Raw genomic sequence first — 16,039 nt, 5'->3', positions numbered from 1 at the left:
AACGGAGACCTCCAATGGGAAAGGGGGTACGCCCGGGGACCCGGGCGACCGGGGAAAGACGTCGGTTCGAGCGGAAAGCGCGGTCGGCGGAAGAGACACGGGGGCGGAGCAGGTGACCGTGGATCCGGTGGACGAAGGGGGTGACTCGGGAGGAGAAGCGGTGGCTCCCCCAGGGGATGAGGCGCTTCGGACGGGGAGGCGTCAACCTGACACGAGCACGCCGTGCGCGATGGGCCGGGTGAGCTGGACCGGTGCGCCGGCGGAGATCTCGCTCCGCGCCGCGGCGGGCTCGCGTACCGTGGCCCGCTCGCCGCAGTCCAGCTCGACCGTGACGGTGCTGTGCGCACCCAGGTAGGTCAGACCGGACACGGTGCCGCGGAGCGCGTTGTGACCGGCCGGGATCCGCGCGTCCGCGGGCAGCACGGTGAGCCGCTCGGGCCTGATCACTACGGAAGCGGTGCGGGACGCCGGGCCGGACGGCCCGCCGGAGGCGCCGGTGCGCGGCACGGCGACGCGGAACCCGTGGCCCTCCAGCGTGGACGGGTCGGTCATCGTGCCGGTCAGCACGTTCGACTCGCCGAGGAAGCGCGCGACGAACAGCGTCTCGGGCCGCTCGTAGAGGTCCGCGGCGGTGCCGACCTGCTCGATCCGGCCCTCGTTGAACACCGCGATGCGGTCGGACAGTGCCAGCGCCTCCTCCTGGTCGTGCGTGACGAAGACGAACGTGATGCCGAGGTCCCGGTGCATCCGGGCGATCTCGCCCTGCAGTTGCTCGCGGAGCTTCTTGTCCAGCGCGCCGAGCGGTTCGTCCATCAGCAGCACCCGCGGGTTGAACACCACGGCCCGGGCCAGCGCCACCCGCTGCTGCTGCCCGCCGGACAACTGCCGGGGCAGCCGGTCCCCCATCCCGCCGAGATGGACCAGGTCCAGCGCGTCCGCGACCCGAGCGGCGATCTCCGCCTTGCCGACCTTGCGCTGCTTGAGCGGGAACGCGATGTTCTGCGCCGCCGTCATGTGGGGAAACAGCGCGTAGTGCTGGAACACCACGCCGAGGTCCCGCTTGTACGGCGGGAGCCCGGCCACGTCGTGCCCGCCGACCTCGATCCTGCCTGAGGTGGCCCGGGTGAATCCGGCGATCATGCTGAGCGTGGTGGTCTTGCCGGATCCGGACGGGCCGAGCAGCGTCATGAACTCGCCGGCCGCGATCTCCAAGTTGACCGCGTCGACGGCCGCGGGCGCGTTGCCGTAACGTTTGGTCAGCTCGGTCAGGTGGACGGCGGCACCGCCCTTGTCGTGCGCGGTCCTGGTCATCGGGTCTCCTCCGGGGAGCGCCGCCGCAGCAGCTGCGGCAGCAGGATAAGCATGGTCGTGACGACCAGCACGAGCGTGGACGCGGCCGCGATCGTCGGGTCGGTCTCCACCGTCACGCTGGAGAACATCTGCACCGGCAGGGTGTGCAGCTCCGGGCTCTGCAGGTACAACGCGATCACGACCTCGTCCAGCGAGGTGACGAAGGCGAAGACCGCGCCCGACAACACTCCCGGCAGGATCAGCGGCAGCGTGACCTGGAAGAACGTGGTGAGCGGACCCGCCCCGAGCGAGGCGGCCGCCTGCTCCAGCCGCCGGTCGTACCCGCGCAGCACGGCCGACACCGCGACGATCACGAACGGGATCGCCAGCGCGGTGTGCGCGAGCACGAAGCCGAGCGTGGTGCCGGCCAGACCCCATTTCAGAAACACCGCGTACACGCCGATCGCGGCGACGATCTGCGGCACGACCATCGGGGACAGCAGCAGTCCGTTGATCAGCCCCTTGCCGGGGACCCGTCCCGAATCCAGGGCGAGCGCCGCGGCGGTGCCGAGGGCGGACGCCAGCACGGCCACCAGCAGCGCGATGCGCACCGAGGTGAGCAGCGCGTCCCGCCATCCGGGGTCGGTGAAGAAGTTCTGGTACCAACGCAGCGACCAGCTCTCCGGCGGGAACGTGAAGCTCGCCTTGCCGGTGAAGGACAGAGGGATCACGATCAGGGTGGGCGCGATCAGCACCGCGCCGACCAGGGCGCCCCACAGTCGGAGGCCGACGCCGCCCCGCAGTTCGTTCTCGCCCATCAGTCCTCTTCCTTCAGGCCGAGCATCGAGGCGGGGCGGGCCACCCGGGACACGGCGAGCAGCAGCAGTCCGGTCAGCGCGAGCAGTACCAGGGACAGCGCGCCGGCGCCGCCGAAGTCGAGCAGCTTCTCCACCTTGGTCCCGATGACCTGGGCGATCAGGGACTGCTGCGGTGAGCCCAACAGGCGCGGCGTGATGTAGAAGCCGAGCGCGAGGACGAACACCAGCGTGTAACCCGCCACCACGCCCGGCATGGACAGCGGCAGATAGATCCGGCCGAACACGGTGCGCCGCGGAGCGCCGAGGCTCGCCGCCGCGGACAGCAGCCTGCGGTCGATGCCGCTCATCGCGCTGTAGAGCGGCAGCACCATGTACGGCAGCAGCACCTGCACCATGCCGAGCGCGACTCCGACGGCAGTGCCCAGCAGCGGCTTCTCCCCCAGCCCGAGCAGGCCGGTCAGCTTCGCCAGCGGACCGCCGTCCTGCAGCAGGACGATCCACGCGAAGTTCCGGGCCATCAGACTGGTCCAGAACGGAAGCAGCACCAGCGCCATCAGCACCGCCCGCCAGCGGGGTGACACGACCGTCATCAGATGCGCGTACGGGTAGGCGAGAACCAGGGTCAGAGTCGCGACGCCGAACGCGGTGACCACCGTCCGGGTCAGCACGCGCAGGGTCACCGGGTCGGCGAACACGTCGCGCAGGTTCTGCAGACCGAGGTGCGGCTCGCTGAACGCCCGCCAGACGATGTCGGCCACCGGGTAGGCGAAGAACACGAGCAGCATCACCAGGGCGGGGGCCAGCAGGAGCAGGCCGCGGGGGCGGCGCCCTCGGCGCGCGGCCGCCGCGACGGTGCCGGCTACCGGGGTGAGTGGCGTAGTGGCGGTCATGGCGCCGCGATCAGCCCGTGGTCCAGGCGGTCCAGCGCTTGGTGGCCTCGTCCATGTTGGCACCCCACCAGGCCGCGTCCTGGAAGTAGCCGGCCTGCTGGATGTCGTCGCGGGCGGTGTTCCACTCCTGCGCGAGGTCGTCCAACTGCGGCTTGGCGTCGACGTTGATCGGCGCGTACGGCTGCTTCTCGGCGAACGCGGCCTGCGGCTCGGCGCCGGTCGCGTAGGCGATGAAACTCATGGCCAGGTCCTTGTGCGGCGCCCCCTTGGGCACCATCAGCACGGCGTAGGCCAGCATGTTGTCGTTCCACGCGGCCTTGTAGGGCGCGCCGTTCTTGACGGCCATGTACGCGCGGCCGGACCAGATGAGCGCCATGTCGGCCTGCTTGGATTCCAGTGCCTGCTGGCTCTGCGCCGAGGTGTCCCAGAAGGTCAGGTCCTTCTTGACGGCGTCGAGCTTGCGGAACGCCCTGTCGTAGTCCAGCGGGTAGAGCTGGTCCTTGGCCACACCGTCGCCGAGCAGAGCCGCCTCTATCGCGCCGCCGGAGGCGAATCCGGGGGCCAGGCGCTTGCCGGGGAACTTGGCGGTGTCGAAGAAGTCGGCCGTGGAGGTCGGAGGGTTCGCACCGTATTTGTCCTTGTTGTAGACGAGGACCAGCGAGTACATCGCGTCGGGAACGGCACAGTCGCTGACCGTCCCGGACGGGAACTTCGACTTGTCGATCTTGCTGAAGTCGAGCTTCTCCGCATATGTGCCGCAGACGCCGACGGGAAAGTACGGCTCGGTGTCCACGACGTCCCAGGTCACCCGACCGGCGTCGACCATCGTCTTGATCTTGGCGTAGTCGGTCGGCTGGTCCTGGACGGTGGTGACGCCTTCCCGCTTGGCCCACGGGGTCAGCCAGCTCTCGGCCTGGGCTTGCTGGTAGCCGCTTCCGTACGACGTGAAGGTCAGCTTCTTCTCCGCGGAAGCGGCCGACCCCTCCGAGCCGTCAGAACCTCCGCACGCCGCTGTGAGCAGAGCGAGGGCCGCGCCGGCCGCCGTCAACAACCGTCCGCGAGACGTTACGAGCATGGGGATCTCCGTCCACTGGACTCAACAATAAGGTCTTATTATGGGAACGGAGGCGCGGAACGCAATAGCCTCTAACCACTTGGCCCTCCAGCACCTAAGGCAGGACAGGCATGCCCGAAAACTCGTCGGACACCAGCGGTAACCGCAGGTCAGGCGAGGGAGTCGACGCACTCGCCGCGCGGCGCAGACTCCAGATCATCTCCGCGGCGAGCGAGGTCATCTGCCGGCGCGGCGTCGACGGGGCGCGGTTGAAGGACATCGCGGACGAGGCCGGAGTCTCGCTCGGGATGCTCCAGCACTACTTCCGGCATCGCGAGGCGCTGATCGACGAGACGATCAGCGCGATGCTCGAACTCACCCTCGCCACCTGGCGCTCGGTGCAGAGCCGCGAGCCCGACCCCGTGCGCAGGCTGTTCGCGCTGCTGCGCTTCCAGGTCGCCGGCTGGGCGCCGTTCGAGAAACGCTGGGCGTTCTGGATGGAGTTCTGGGCCGTCGCGCACCGCGACGCCAAACTCGGAGGCCACGCCCGTGACGTCTACCAGCGGTGGGGCGAACCGTTCCGCTCCACCATCGACGAGGGGGCGAAGCTGGGCGCCTTCCGTCCGGTGTTCCCGATCGACCGCCTGGTCATCCTGCTCATGTCGCTGGCCGACGGCACCGCGATCCGCGTTCTGTACGAGCCGGAGTCGCTCGACGAGGAGGGCATGTACGCGCTGCTCGTGGAGACCGCGTGCGCGCTGCTGCGGATCGAGGAGTCAGTACGCGATACCGCGCTGGCCGCCCTGCCCCAGGTGATAAGCCACAACTACCCCGGCGAGCCCGTCGCGTCCGAAGACATCGACTGGTCCCCCGTGATCGGCCTGATCTGACGAATCGACGACCGTCGTCGCGACTGCGTCCCCAGAACCCGAGCGCGGCCCCGCGCGCGCTGCAGCACCGTCTGGGAGACCGCCGCCCGCGAGGAGGACGGCGGTCGCTGCGCCCACACTGCCTGAATGATCGTCCCGTCAACCGGGAAGAATGCCTCGGCTGCGGGCGGCGCAGCCCGGACGGGCCGCTGTGTCCGGCCTGCGTGTCTCCCCAGATGATGACCTGCGCGAGCCGCGTCGGCCAGACGGCGCGCTATCTGTCCAAGGCAACCGGCGAGTGTGGCGCCGGGCCTGCGAACACCGCTGCGCCCGCTTCTGCGGTGGGCGCGCTCTCACCATTCGCCGGCGTCGAGCGCTACTTTGCCGTGGACGCCCCCCGCGAGCAGACGCTCGTAGGCCTGCCGGGTTTCGCGGATCGGGAAGCTCTGCGCCACGTTGACCCTCAACTGTCCGCTGACGACCGCCTCCGCCAACTCGGCGATGTCCTTGCCGGCCGGAGCGACGACCAGATACCGGCCGCCGAGGCTCTCGATCCGCGGCTCGGCGACCGACACGGCACGGAGTGGATCCGCTGCCAGGGCGACAAGATCCTTAAGGCTCTCCCCACCGTAGGTGTCGATGAGTGAGGTGACGTCGGGCTCGAGACGCGGCAGGCGCGAGGTCACATCAGCTCCGTAGGTGACAGGTTCGGCGCCGAGCGACGTGACGTATTCGGTGCTGCCCGGTGAGCAGATACCGACGACACGAGCCCCGGCCGTCCGCGCAAGCTGAACGGCGAAGCTGCCGATACCCCCCGCCGCCCCGTTGACGATCACGGTGTCACCGGGCTTCGGGTTGACGGCGCGGATGCTCGCCAAGGCGGTAAGGCCGGCAGTGGGCAGACATGCCGCATCGGCGAAACTCATTCCAGCGGGCTTCTTCGCGGCGACGGCTGCCGCGACCGGCACCAGTTCCGAGAACGCCCCCACGAATGGCGGTACGGCCCCGATGATGTCGTCGCCGACCTGGAAATCGGAGACATCGTCGCCGATCGCCACGACGGTCCCGGAGACGTCGGATCCGGCGAACGCCGGGAACCGAACCGGCGCGTACTCCGCCAGATAACCCGCGGTGGTCTTCCAATCGACGGGGTTCACCGAGGCGGCGGCAAGGCGGATGAGCACATCACCGGATCCGACGACGCGGTCGTCGATCTCGGCCAGTTCAAGGACGGAGGGCTCGCCGTACTCGTGGTAGACGACGGCTTTCACAGTGGGTCTCCCAAGGTGGTGTCAGATGGTCGTGCCGGCACGGGTTCCGCACTTTGACTAATGCCGGGCCGCCATGTCCAGTGCCGCGAGGTGGCTGAACAGCATGGACGTGCCGATGGGGTTGCCGCCGCCCGGGTAGACGGTGCCGCTGGGGGCCGCCATCGTGTTGCCCGCCGCGTACAGGCCGGGGATCGGGTTTCCCGCGGTGTCCAACACTCGCGCCGTGGTGTCGGTCCGCAGCCCGCCTTTGGTGCCCAGGTCGGAGATGCCGAACGCGGCCGCGTGGAACGGACCCTGGTCGATCGCCACCAGTGGCGGCTCGCCGTTCGAGAAGGCGCGGTCGTACGCCTCGTCACCGCGTCCGAAATCCTCGTCGACGCCCTTGGGGACCATCTCGTTGAACCGCCGTACGGTGGCGACCAGGTTGTCGGCCGGCACGCCGATCTTCTCGGCGAGCTCTTCGAGGGTGTCGGCGGTGTGCCACAGGCCGGCCGCGACGTACTTCTCGGGCTCGACCATCGAGACGTTGGTCGCCTTGACAGGCGGGACCTCGCCCTCCTTGTCGTCGTAGATCATCCAGTACGGCAGCGTGACCGAGCCGTCCTGCAGTTGGCTGATCACGTCGCGGCCCAGCCGGTCGTACGGCGCCGACTCGTTGACGAAGCGCCTGCCGTCCTGGTTGACGAAGATGCCGCCGGTGAACCACAGTGCGAACGCCGAGCGGCCGTCGGGATGGGTCATGCCCGGCGACCACCAGGCCTGGTCCATCAGGTCGACGTCGGCGCCGACCGCGAGGCCGGCCTGCAGCGCCTTGCCGACGTTGCCCCGCGGGCCCATGGTGTCGCGGGCCCCGCCCGGCACGCCGTACTGCCGGCGGAGCTCGTCGTTCTGCTCGAATCCCCCGGCCGCCAGGAGCACGCCCTTGCGGGCGCGGATCGCGACCCGCTCGCCCTCGCGCTCGACGATGCCGCCGACCACCCGGCCGTCCTTGACGACCAGTTCGACCAGCGGAGTGTTCAGGTGCAGGGTGGCGTCGGGATACTGGGCGATCGCCTTGAGGAACCGGGCGATCAGCGCGCGGCCGCCGATGAAGAAGTCGTCGGGCTGCGGGGTGCCGAGCCGGTCGGTGTCCAGCGGACCGCGCACGACCTCGCGCAATTCCGGGGCCTCGGCGACCGGCAGCGGCGTCGGCATGGTGTGCCTCTGGCCGTCCAGCCGGGCTTTCGGCGCCTTGCCGAAGTAGTCGGGCCACGGCAGCATCTCGAACCTGAGATGCTCGTCCCGCTCGAGGTATTCGATCAGGGGCGCGCCCCCGCGGACATATGCGTCCTGCAGCTCGCGGGGTGTGCGATCGCCGACCACCGCGTGGTAGTACTCGAGCGCGTCCTCGATGGTGTCGTCGGTGCCGGCACGCTTGAGCGCGGGATTGCACGGGAACCACACACCGCCGCCGCCCGAGTACGCCGTGGTCCCGCCGAACTTGTCCGTGGCCTCGACCAGGCACACCGACAGTCCCTCGCGTGCGGCGGTGTAGGCGCCGGTGACGCCACCTCCGCCCGAGCCCACGACCAGCACGTCACATACTTCGTTCCAGTTGTCCATCTGTCGTTCCTTCTCGGCGGGGGCGTTGGAAGGTCTGGAGGCCGGCTCCCGCGCGACTCTGACGCCGGGCGCCGGCCAAGCCGACCGGTGCGCGTTCAAGGACGTGATGTTCTGCGTTCTCGTGGCTGCCACCGGGGAAGGCGTGCTCGGTTGATTCGTTCAGCGGCGGCGAGGTTCGTTCGATTCTGGTGCTCATCGCCTCACGGCGACATCGTCTTTCCCACTCATCGGGAGGCCGCCGCGGGGCGGATCCCGGCATTCGGCGTCCTCGCCCGCCGGGTCGAAGCCGCACCTGTGGAGACGGCCCCGTGAAGGTGTGTCGGGAGCCGCCGAGTACGGCTCCCGACACACCGCCGGCTGTCCGGGCCGGTACAGGTCGGCCGCGTCGGCGAGTCGGCGGACGTTCACCTCCGGCGTGAGCGGGGCGGGTCTCCAGCCGTGTCGCCGGTGAACATCCGCTGGGGTGCGCCGGGGGCGGTGACGCTCATGGGGGTTGTCTTTCAACCGATGATCGGGGAGGCGATGACGACGGTGACGTCGGCGGCCTCGGGGCCGGTGCGGTAGGTGTGCGGGGCGTCGCCCGCGAAGGCGAGCAGGTCACCGGGGCCCAGGTCGGTGGGCGCGTCGGTGGGCCCGGCGGTGAGGTGGCCGGAGGAGACGAGCAGGTGCTCGATGGTGCCGGTCGCGTGCGGCACGCCCTCCAGGTGCGTGCCGGGGGGCATGCGCAGCCGCCAGATCTCCAGGCTGTTGCCGCCGCTGATGCGGCGCAGCAGTTCGCGTCCCACTTCGCCGTCGGCCAGGTCGGTGCCGGCCACCAACACCGGCCCCGGGTCGGTGTCGCGGGCCAGAAGGTCGGTCAGCGGGATACGCAGGGCGATCGCGAGCGCATCAAGGGTCTCGATGGTCGGGTTGCCCCGTCCACCCTCCAGCTGCGACAGCGTCGCCTTGCTCAGGCCCGCCCGGCGGGCCAGCTCGGCACTGCTCATACCGCGCTGCTCACGGCGCTGGCGGATCTTCGCCCCGACCGCGATCGCGGTACTGCTGGCGGGCCGGCGGTCGCCGGACGCTGGAGGAGTCATCACCGCTCCCGGTGTGCGGCGCTGTAGGAGACGCGGATCCGGCCCTTCCTGACCTTCAGGGTCGGCAGCACGACGTCGGCGAGGTCGCCGAGGCCGCCCACGTGGGTGCCCCCGCACGGAGCCGAATGCAGACCGGCCAGGTGCACGACGCGACGGCCCTCGGAGTCGTTCTCCCAGGTCACGGGCAGGTCCTGTGCGATGGCCTCGGCGACCTCCGCACGGAGTGCGTCGGTGGCTTCCTCCCGGCCCTCCGGGGTGTCCAGGCGGGCGTCCGGCTGCGGCGCGGTGAACTCGATCCGGGCCTGGCCGGGGAAGTGGTTGTTCGCGGCCAGCACCCAGCCCTGCGCCCGTCCGGCCGCCTCGATCAGATGGCCGGCCGTGTGCAGCGCGGCATGCGCGGTGCGCAGCGGCAGATCGATGCGGGCCTCGACCTGCTGCCCGACCGAGAAGACCGGCAGCGCGGCCTCACCGCGGGCCACGGCCACGACCAGCCCGGAGTCATGGTCCCGCACCGGAACGATCTCGTGGCCGTCCACCCACCCCCGGTCGGCGGGCTGCCCCCCGCCCTGCGGATGGAACAGACAGCGCTCGACCGCCACCCACGGTGCGCCGTCACGCTCGCCTATGGCGGCCACCTGGGTATGAGCCTGCTCCTCGTACGTATCCATGTAGTAGGCCGGGACCTGCATGACACCCTCACCAGGAAAGATCAACGAACTCTGCGTTCACTATAACGAACGATTGCCGTGCTGGGAGGTGTCACGCACCCTGCGAGCCGTTGCTCGTGCGCTCTGGACGGCAACAGACCGCCAACGAGCCCGGCGGGACCGGCTGGTGTGCTCAGACCGTCGCGTTTCGAGCGGCGCGCGCCCCGTGATGGCGCTCTCTGAGCAGGAAATCGACCGGAAGTAAGAGACGTCGCCCCGTGAGCGCTCACGGGGCGACACCTGGTCAGCGGGCGGAGCCCGCTATGCAAGGCAGCGCTTTACTGCGATTGCTGCTGGCCATAGGGTCCCTGCTGCTGGGCGCCGCGGTCTTCCTGCTGCTGCTGGCCGTAAGGTCCCTGCTGCTGCTGGTAGTGCCTGTGGTGGTGATGCCGGTGATGCCGGTGCCTACAGCGGCCGTGCGGGCAGGGCTGGAGCTGCCCGGTTTCGCCGGTCGAGGTGACGGCCCTCCGCCGCCGTCCACGGCGTTCCCCCGGCCGCCTGGATTGCGGGAGGCTTTGGCGTCGGGTGCCCGACGCCCGCTGACAACCCGTCGAACCTGGCCTGCCGAAGCAGAGAGGGCGTAACGCACGTGCACACCGTCCCTGAAACTCGATTGCGGTGCCTGCGCACCGGCCCTGATCATGACGGAATGAACCAGGAATCGCCGCCGCCCGCGGAGGGCGTACGGATCCCGTGGTCGGCGATGCCCGAGGACCTGAGACTCGCGATCGAGCGGCGTCTCGGCGACCGGGTGGCCGAGGCGGTCACGCAGCGCGGAGGCTTCTCGCCGGGTGTGGCCGCCCGGCTGCGGCTCGGTCGCGGCGGCAGGGCGTTCGTCAAGGCGGTCGGCCCCGAGCCGAACCCCCACAGCCCCGGCTTCCACCGCGCCGAGGCCAGGGTGGCCGCCGCGCTGCCGGCCGGCGTGCCCGCGCCCCGGCTGCTCGCCTCCTTCGACCAGGACGGCTGGGTGGCGCTGCTGTTCGAGGACGTGGAGGGGCGGCCGCCTGCCCAGCCGTGGACGCCGGACGAGTTGGCCCTCGTGCTCGACACGCTGGCCGACATGGCCGAGGCGCTCACCCCCGCCCCGGTTCGGGTGCCGGCCGCCGCCGAGAAGTTCGACGACGAGTTCCGGGGCTGGCGGTGCCTGGCCGCGGGCGGCGAAGACCTCTCCGCCGTCCTCGACCCCTGGGCCGTACGGCACCTGCCGCGGCTGGCGGAACTGGAGGAGCCCTGGGGCCGGGCCGCCGAGGGCTCCTGCCTCGCCCACGCCGACATGCGGGCGGACAACCTGCTGCTCACCGCCGACGGTCGGGTGCTCGTGGTGGACTGGCCCCACGCGTGCCTGGCCGCGCCGTGGTTCGACCTGCTCGGGATGCTGCCCAGCGTGACCATGCAGGGTGGGCCGCCGCCCGCCGAGATCTTCGACGACCACCCGGTCGCGAGGAACGCCGACCCCGACGCCGTCACCGCCGTTCTCGCCGCGTTGACCGGATACTTCCTGCAGGGAGGGCTCCTGCCCCCGCCCCCTGGCCTGCCCACGTTGCGCGCGTTCCAGCTCGCGCAGGGCAGGGTGGCTCTCGCGTGGCTGCGGCAGCGTACCGGCTGGAAATAGGGCCCGGCGGCGTCTCGGCGGACGTCCCTCGATCACACGCCGCCGAGGAGGGTCCCCTCGTAACGGATCGGCATGCCCACCCGCGCCACGTCGAAGCCCGGGTCGGGTCTGGAGGGAACGGTGAACAGACCGCGTCAGCCGCCGGCCGGCATGTGTTTCTGGAACCAGTCCACGAGGCGGGTGCAGAAGTCGATCAGAGCCGGGAAGGCACGGACGCCGTGGCCTTCCTGCGGGTAGATCGCGAGCTGGGACTCGACCCCGTGCTCGAGCAGCGCCTGGTGGAACTCCCGGGCCTGCGTCGGCGGCGTGCAGCGGTCCAGGGCGCCGGCGATGTTCAGGCACGGGGTGCGCACCTTGCTGGCGTGGGCCACCGGGCTCCTGGAGTGGAACTTGTCGCCGGGGACTGCCGGGTTCCCGTCGAGGAACAGCGCGTCGAAGTAGGGGATGTTGCTGGTGAAGTGCTGGCTGTACCAGTCCGTCACGGGTGAGACCGGTACGGCGGCGGCCCAGCGCTGATCCTGGGTGACCAACCACGCGGACATGTAGCCGCCGTACGACCCGCCGGTGAGGCCGACCCTGGCAGGATCCACGATCCCGCGGCCGACGAGGGCGTCGATCGCCGACGTGAAGTAGGCCGTGTCCTCGCCGCCCATCTCCCCGAACACCAGCCGGGCGAAGTCCTGCCCGCGGCCGGAGCTGCCCCGCGGGTTCCCAGGACGCGAGGGCCTCGTCGAGCACCCGCTCCGCCGGTACGGCACGGCACGCCAACCCCAGCGCGTACGCCTCCGAGCCGGGGAACGTGCGGCCGGAGAGCAGGAGCTCCATCGCGCGGGCCTGTCCGGCCAGCTTGGGCAGGATCCAGGCCAGGCCGTACTCGGCGATCAGGCCGCGCCGGGAGAACGCGGTGGTCCATTTGGCGTCCTCGGCGGTGAACACGAGGTCGCAGACGAGGGCGTAGACCATCCCGAGCCCGGCGCAGGCGCCGTTCACCGCGGCGATGACCGGCTTGCGGAGGGTGATCGGAAAGGTGGTGGGCCGGTGGTCGAGCTCGAACCCGGGCCCGTCCGGCACCCCGCCCGAACCCACGGCGGCGAGCGCCTGGAAGTCGGCCCCGGCGCAGAACCCCTTCCCCGCGCCGGTGACCACGACGACCCGCACGGAGGGGTCGCGGTCGGCCTCTTCAGGAGATCGAAATAGCGCCGCCCCAGATCGGGAGTCCAGGCGTTCAATCGCTCGGGACGGTTGAACGTCAAGATCCGTACGGCACCATGGCTCTCGGACAGCACCAGGTCGTGGTTCTCGGACAGCATCGGCATGTCGACCTCCCTGCGCAGAACTATGTTCTCCACCAGTGTGGGGCGGTCGATCGACCTCGGGGACGCCGGATCGGGCCGTAAAACGCCGAGAGGCCGGGCGACCTTTCGATCACCCGGCCTCGGCCAGTGGCTTCCGCGATAGGACTCGAACCAGACTCACCCCGTGTCGATCAGTTCACGCTGATCCGGATGCGAGGTCAGGCCAGTCAACGGAGTCCTGACCCGTTCACACTGGCTCACCACATGCGGCTCCCGACTCGGCTCCCCTCTGGGCGCTCAGCCAATCACGCTTCTGAACGTGATGCCGGGCGACCTGAAAGCCTTTACAGCCTCACCGTGTGCGGCGCACGCGTACCTAGCCCTCGGGCGCGTGGTGTCGATGGTATTTGTGGTGTCGGTGTCCATGGTGTCGCCCGTGTCGGCCCTTGTGCTGTTTCTGGCACGAGGCCACACATTTGGGTAGGTGTTCCGCTATACAGCTCGACTTACAGGCTTCATCGCCATTGCATACTTTACGACAGGCCGCCTCTGCCTTTGGACGACAAATAGCGTGACAGTCGACCGCCGGGTTCGGGTTCGGTCCTGGCTGCGGGGCCGCGGCCAGGTTATTCGTATGCGGTGAGATGGCGACGTTGACGCAGGTGTTCGTGAAGGGAGAGCCGTTTGATGTTGCGGCACCTCTCGCGGTGGTGTCCGCCAGAGCGGAGCCGCTCGACATCGCGATACCTCCCACGGTGAGCGCGCTGAAGGTAGCGAGCACCAGAGTCCGTCGCGCGAAGTTGTGGAACATGACGCCTCCCTTTGGCCAAGCAGACCGACCTTCGTCCCACTCCTTCCTGTCGTGCACCGGCGCGAAATACTTCTGGGGTACCCCGCCGCCGGCCGGCCCTTCTTTGGGGCACGCAATTACGGATATGGATCCGTATTTCGACTTTGCGGGCGAAGTCCGGCGCCGTGCAACATGGCCGGTGTAGACATTCCCTGGCCATAGCGATTTCTCGACCTCGTCCAGATCGAGCTGGGCGCGGCGAAGGGCACCCCCGGAGACCGGTTGGGTGCCTGATGACGGAGAGGGGGCGCGATCTTTGGCCGGTGTCCTGCCTTGGGGTGAGAGACCCGGGGCCCTTCACCGCACGCATGGTCGAACGCCATCCCGGAGCCGGAGTGCCCCCGCCGGAGGCATCGCCGTACGCGGCCCGGCACATGGCGGCTGTTCCACCCCAGGTTCGCACCGTCGACCAGGAAGCAGGCCTGGCGTGGAAGGCCGGCCAGCTCGTCGTACACGAGGCCGGTCACGGCGATCCGCGACCCGTCAGCGGAGCAGGACGGCTCCAGCAGCCTGTGCGGCTGTCCCATCACCGGCTCGTGCAACCGGCGGAAGTACTCTTCGACCAGGTCCCAGGTGGCGCTGCCGCGCACGTCTTCACCGCTCATGGCCGGACCCTACGCGGTGGGCCGGTTCGGCTCCATGGACGCGGGTCGGAAACCGGAGGGCCCGGGTTCTACGGGTGTCGAGTCAGAACCTCTCGTCAGGCGCTCGCGACGAAGCACGCCGTCGGGTTCGTCGCTGTAGATCCCTGCGGGCCGGCGACCGGCCGACCGTGGTGGCGCGGCCCTGACCTCGCTCTCGTGAACGGAGGGAGAGCCGCAGGTGTCCAGCCCGCTGCCGCGGGATGGCTTTACCACATGGAGCCCGGCTGTGCCATAGATGGCTGTACAACGTTTCAGCCGTGTTAGGCCGGCAGTCATCCCCGGTGTCAAACATCCCAGTGGACGTTTCGCCTCGACGCCATCACTGGGGAGCACCATGGATCCCGTCCTCAGCCGTCGCGCCTTCCTACTCACCTCCGGAATGACCGCCGCGGGCCTCGGGCTGGAGATCGCACTCGCCTCCACCCCGGCCACCTCCTCGACCACGGCCACAACTACGACCACGACCACGACGACCACAGCCACCACGGTCCAGAGCGTCGCCAGCCCTCGCGGCGCCACCGGATACCGCAGGCTGGCCGACGGCCCGGGCTGGCGGCGGGTGACACGCACCGAGCTGGCCGAGGCCGGGAAGGGCAGGGCCGAGCGCCGCACGGTGCTTGCCTGCTTCGTCCAGTTCACCGACTTGCACATCACCGACGTGCAGAGCCCGCAGCGCTTCGAGTTCTTGCGCACCGGAGCCGTCAGCGCCTGGCGCCCGCAGGAAGCGCTGACCGCCGCCGGCGCCGTCTCACTGATCGAACAGGTCAACACCTTGCGGTACGGCCCGGCCACCCGGGCGCCCATCGACTTCGTCATGACCACGGGCGACAACACCGACAACAACTCCCGTATCGAGCTGGAGTGGTTCCTGACCGCGATGACCGGCGGCCGCTTCACACCCAACACCGGCGACCCGAGCGTGTACGAGGGCGTGCAGGACTCCGGCCTGGGCCTGTACTGGCAGCCCGGGTCCGGCGTGCGCGACATCGACAAGCGGGCGGGATTCCCCCGCCTGGACGGCTTCCTGGACGCGGCCATCCGTGAGGTGAGCAGCCCCGGACTGGCCGTACCGTGGTACTCCACCATCGGCAATCACGACCAGCTCTTCGGCGGCGCCTACGCCGCGGCCGGCGGCTTCTTCGCCGACCTGGCCACCGGCTCACGCAAGTTGTTCACCCTGCCCGCCTCCGAGGCCGCCGCCGTCTACCGGGCGCTGCGCCAGGGCCCCGACCCCACGGGCGCCCGCTTTCGCGAGGCGTGGAAGCGCTACAAGGGCAAGGCCCGCACGGTCACCGCCGACGAGCGCCGCGCCCCCTTGAGCCCGCGCGACTACATCGCCGCTCACCTCGACCCGGCGTACACCGGCGCGGGACCCGTCGGCCACGGCTACACCCGCGACAACCTCGACAGCGGCCGGCTGGATTACTCCTTCCGGATCGCCGACGGCGTCGTCGGCATCAGCCTGGACACCACCGACCGCGGCGGCGACTACCGCGGATCGGTCGGCAGCCGGCAGCTGGCCTGGCTGGAGCAGACCCTGAAGACCCACGCCGACGACATCGCGCTGATCTTCAGTCACCATCCGAGCTGGGCCATGACCAACCTCGTCCCCGACCCGGCCCGCCCGCACGACAAGCGCCACAGCGGGCAGGAGCTGCTGGCGGTGCTGAAGAAGCACCGCAACGTGGCGGCGTGGATCAACGGCCACTCCCACCGCAACAAGATCGTCTCGCATGGCGGCTTCTGGGAGGTCTCCACCGCCTCCCACGTCGACTACCCGCAGCTGGCCAGGGTGATCGAGCTGGCCGACAACCGCGACGGAACGCTTTCCCTGTTCACCACGCTGGTGGAGTCGGCCGCGCCGTACCGCACCGACTTGACCGATCTGTCGCAAAACGGGCTGGCCGCGCTCTACCGCGAACTGTCGTTCAACGCGCCCGGTCTGCAGAGCGCGCTGGCGGGCCTGCCGGGCGACCGCAACACCGAGCTCCTGCTGAAGAGGCGCTGACAACGTTTCGTGCGCGGGGACGGTCGCTTCCCCAGAACCGCGGGCGGATT

12 protein-coding genes and 1 pseudogene are annotated in these 16,039 nt (G+C 69.9%); 3 read left to right on the top strand and 10 right to left on the bottom strand.

Annotation, left to right across the window (positions count from 1 at the left end; translation table 11 throughout):
• Positions 1-201: 201 nt before the first annotated feature.
• The 4 genes from AWQ70_RS17755 to AWQ70_RS17740 are packed head-to-tail and all read right to left on the bottom strand — an operon-like array spanning position 202 to position 4,073.
• Entirely contained in the window at positions 202-1,311 is a 1,110-nt protein-coding gene (locus AWQ70_RS17755) for an ABC transporter ATP-binding protein (RefSeq protein ID WP_067177339.1), read from the bottom strand.
• A complete protein-coding gene (locus AWQ70_RS17750) occupies positions 1,308-2,108 on the bottom strand; it encodes an ABC transporter permease (RefSeq protein WP_067177337.1) in 801 nt (266 codons plus the stop codon). Before AWQ70_RS17750 ends, AWQ70_RS17755 begins: the two co-directional genes overlap by 4 nt.
• Entirely contained in the window at positions 2,108-2,998 is an 891-nt protein-coding gene (locus tag AWQ70_RS17745; RefSeq protein ID WP_067177333.1) for an ABC transporter permease, read from the bottom strand. Before AWQ70_RS17745 ends, AWQ70_RS17750 begins: the two co-directional genes overlap by 1 nt.
• A gap of 10 nt (positions 2,999-3,008) precedes the next feature.
• Entirely contained in the window at positions 3,009-4,073 is a 1,065-nt protein-coding gene (locus tag AWQ70_RS17740) for an ABC transporter substrate-binding protein (RefSeq protein ID WP_067177332.1), read from the bottom strand.
• A 110-nt stretch (positions 4,074-4,183) separates the two neighbouring features.
• On the opposite strand from AWQ70_RS17740, the gene AWQ70_RS17735 reads away from it, so the two are divergent.
• The gene (locus tag AWQ70_RS17735) at positions 4,184-4,942 is read left to right on the top strand and encodes a TetR/AcrR family transcriptional regulator (protein WP_067177330.1); all 759 of its coding nucleotides are present in this window, start codon (positions 4,184-4,186) and stop codon (positions 4,940-4,942) included.
• 332 nt (positions 4,943-5,274) lie between these two features.
• Here the strand turns inward: AWQ70_RS17735 and AWQ70_RS17730 are convergent, their stop codons facing one another.
• The 4 genes from AWQ70_RS17730 to AWQ70_RS17715 form a co-directional block, all read right to left on the bottom strand.
• On the bottom strand, positions 5,275-6,192 hold the full coding sequence (locus AWQ70_RS17730; RefSeq protein WP_067177328.1) for an NADP-dependent oxidoreductase: 918 nt from the start codon (positions 6,190-6,192) through the stop codon (positions 5,275-5,277).
• A 57-nt stretch (positions 6,193-6,249) separates the two neighbouring features.
• Positions 6,250-7,794 (bottom strand): FAD-binding protein, encoded by a 1,545-nt coding sequence (locus AWQ70_RS17725; protein WP_067177326.1) that lies wholly within the window; start codon positions 7,792-7,794, stop codon positions 6,250-6,252.
• Positions 7,795-8,294: 500 nt separating this feature from the next.
• Entirely contained in the window at positions 8,295-8,873 is a 579-nt protein-coding gene (locus AWQ70_RS17720) for a helix-turn-helix domain-containing protein (protein WP_067177324.1), read from the bottom strand.
• Positions 8,873-9,562 (bottom strand): alanyl-tRNA editing protein, encoded by a 690-nt coding sequence (locus tag AWQ70_RS17715; protein ID WP_067177322.1) that lies wholly within the window; start codon positions 9,560-9,562, stop codon positions 8,873-8,875. The genes AWQ70_RS17720 and AWQ70_RS17715 overlap by 1 nt, the downstream gene beginning before the upstream one ends.
• Positions 9,563-10,229: 667 nt before the next feature.
• On the opposite strand from AWQ70_RS17715, the gene AWQ70_RS17710 reads away from it, so the two are divergent.
• Positions 10,230-11,192, top strand: coding sequence for an aminoglycoside phosphotransferase family protein (locus AWQ70_RS17710; protein ID WP_067177320.1), 963 nt, complete (start codon positions 10,230-10,232; stop codon positions 11,190-11,192).
• A gap of 134 nt (positions 11,193-11,326) precedes the next feature.
• On the opposite strand, the gene AWQ70_RS17705 is transcribed toward AWQ70_RS17710, so the two are convergent.
• Complete coding sequence (locus AWQ70_RS17705) at positions 11,327-11,950, bottom strand: alpha/beta hydrolase family protein (RefSeq protein ID WP_084517272.1); 624 nt, start codon at positions 11,948-11,950, stop codon at positions 11,327-11,329.
• A gap of 16 nt (positions 11,951-11,966) precedes the next feature.
• Positions 11,967-12,413 (bottom strand): annotated as a pseudogene (locus tag AWQ70_RS37750) (enoyl-CoA hydratase-related protein); the annotation flags it as partial.
• A gap of 1,947 nt (positions 12,414-14,360) precedes the next feature.
• On the opposite strand from AWQ70_RS37750, the gene AWQ70_RS17700 reads away from it, so the two are divergent.
• Positions 14,361-15,989 carry a TIGR03767 family metallophosphoesterase gene (locus AWQ70_RS17700; protein WP_218004562.1) on the top strand — a complete coding sequence of 543 codons (1,629 nt, stop codon included), beginning with the start codon at positions 14,361-14,363 and terminating at the stop codon, positions 15,987-15,989.
• Positions 15,990-16,039 lie beyond the last annotated feature (50 nt).

It is taken from the genome of Microtetraspora niveoalba, assembly GCF_001570405.1.
In the GTDB taxonomy this organism is placed as follows: Bacteria; Actinomycetota; Actinomycetes; order Streptosporangiales; family Streptosporangiaceae; genus Microtetraspora; species Microtetraspora niveoalba.
Note: the sequence above shows the minus strand (reverse complement) of the source record. Positions and strands in the feature narration are given on the sequence as shown.

Excerpts from the sequence above, each read along its gene's own strand:
- AWQ70_RS17720 (WP_067177324.1), bottom strand. The coding sequence starts at position 8,873 with ATGACTCCTCCAGCGTCCGGCGACCGCCGGCCCGCCAGCAGTACCGCG.
- AWQ70_RS17755 (WP_067177339.1), bottom strand. The coding sequence starts at position 1,311 with ATGACCAGGACCGCGCACGACAAGGGCGGTGCCGCCGTCCACCTGACC.
- AWQ70_RS17715 (WP_067177322.1), bottom strand. The coding sequence starts at position 9,562 with ATGCAGGTCCCGGCCTACTACATGGATACGTACGAGGAGCAGGCTCAT.
- AWQ70_RS17740 (WP_067177332.1), bottom strand. The coding sequence starts at position 4,073 with ATGCTCGTAACGTCTCGCGGACGGTTGTTGACGGCGGCCGGCGCGGCC.
- AWQ70_RS17745 (WP_067177333.1), bottom strand. The coding sequence starts at position 2,998 with ATGACCGCCACTACGCCACTCACCCCGGTAGCCGGCACCGTCGCGGCG.
- AWQ70_RS17710 (WP_067177320.1), top strand. The coding sequence starts at position 10,230 with ATGAACCAGGAATCGCCGCCGCCCGCGGAGGGCGTACGGATCCCGTGG.
- AWQ70_RS17735 (WP_067177330.1), top strand. The coding sequence starts at position 4,184 with ATGCCCGAAAACTCGTCGGACACCAGCGGTAACCGCAGGTCAGGCGAG.
- AWQ70_RS17700 (WP_218004562.1), top strand. The coding sequence starts at position 14,361 with ATGACCGCCGCGGGCCTCGGGCTGGAGATCGCACTCGCCTCCACCCCG.
- AWQ70_RS17725 (WP_067177326.1), bottom strand. The coding sequence starts at position 7,794 with ATGGACAACTGGAACGAAGTATGTGACGTGCTGGTCGTGGGCTCGGGC.
- AWQ70_RS17750 (WP_067177337.1), bottom strand. The coding sequence starts at position 2,108 with ATGGGCGAGAACGAACTGCGGGGCGGCGTCGGCCTCCGACTGTGGGGC.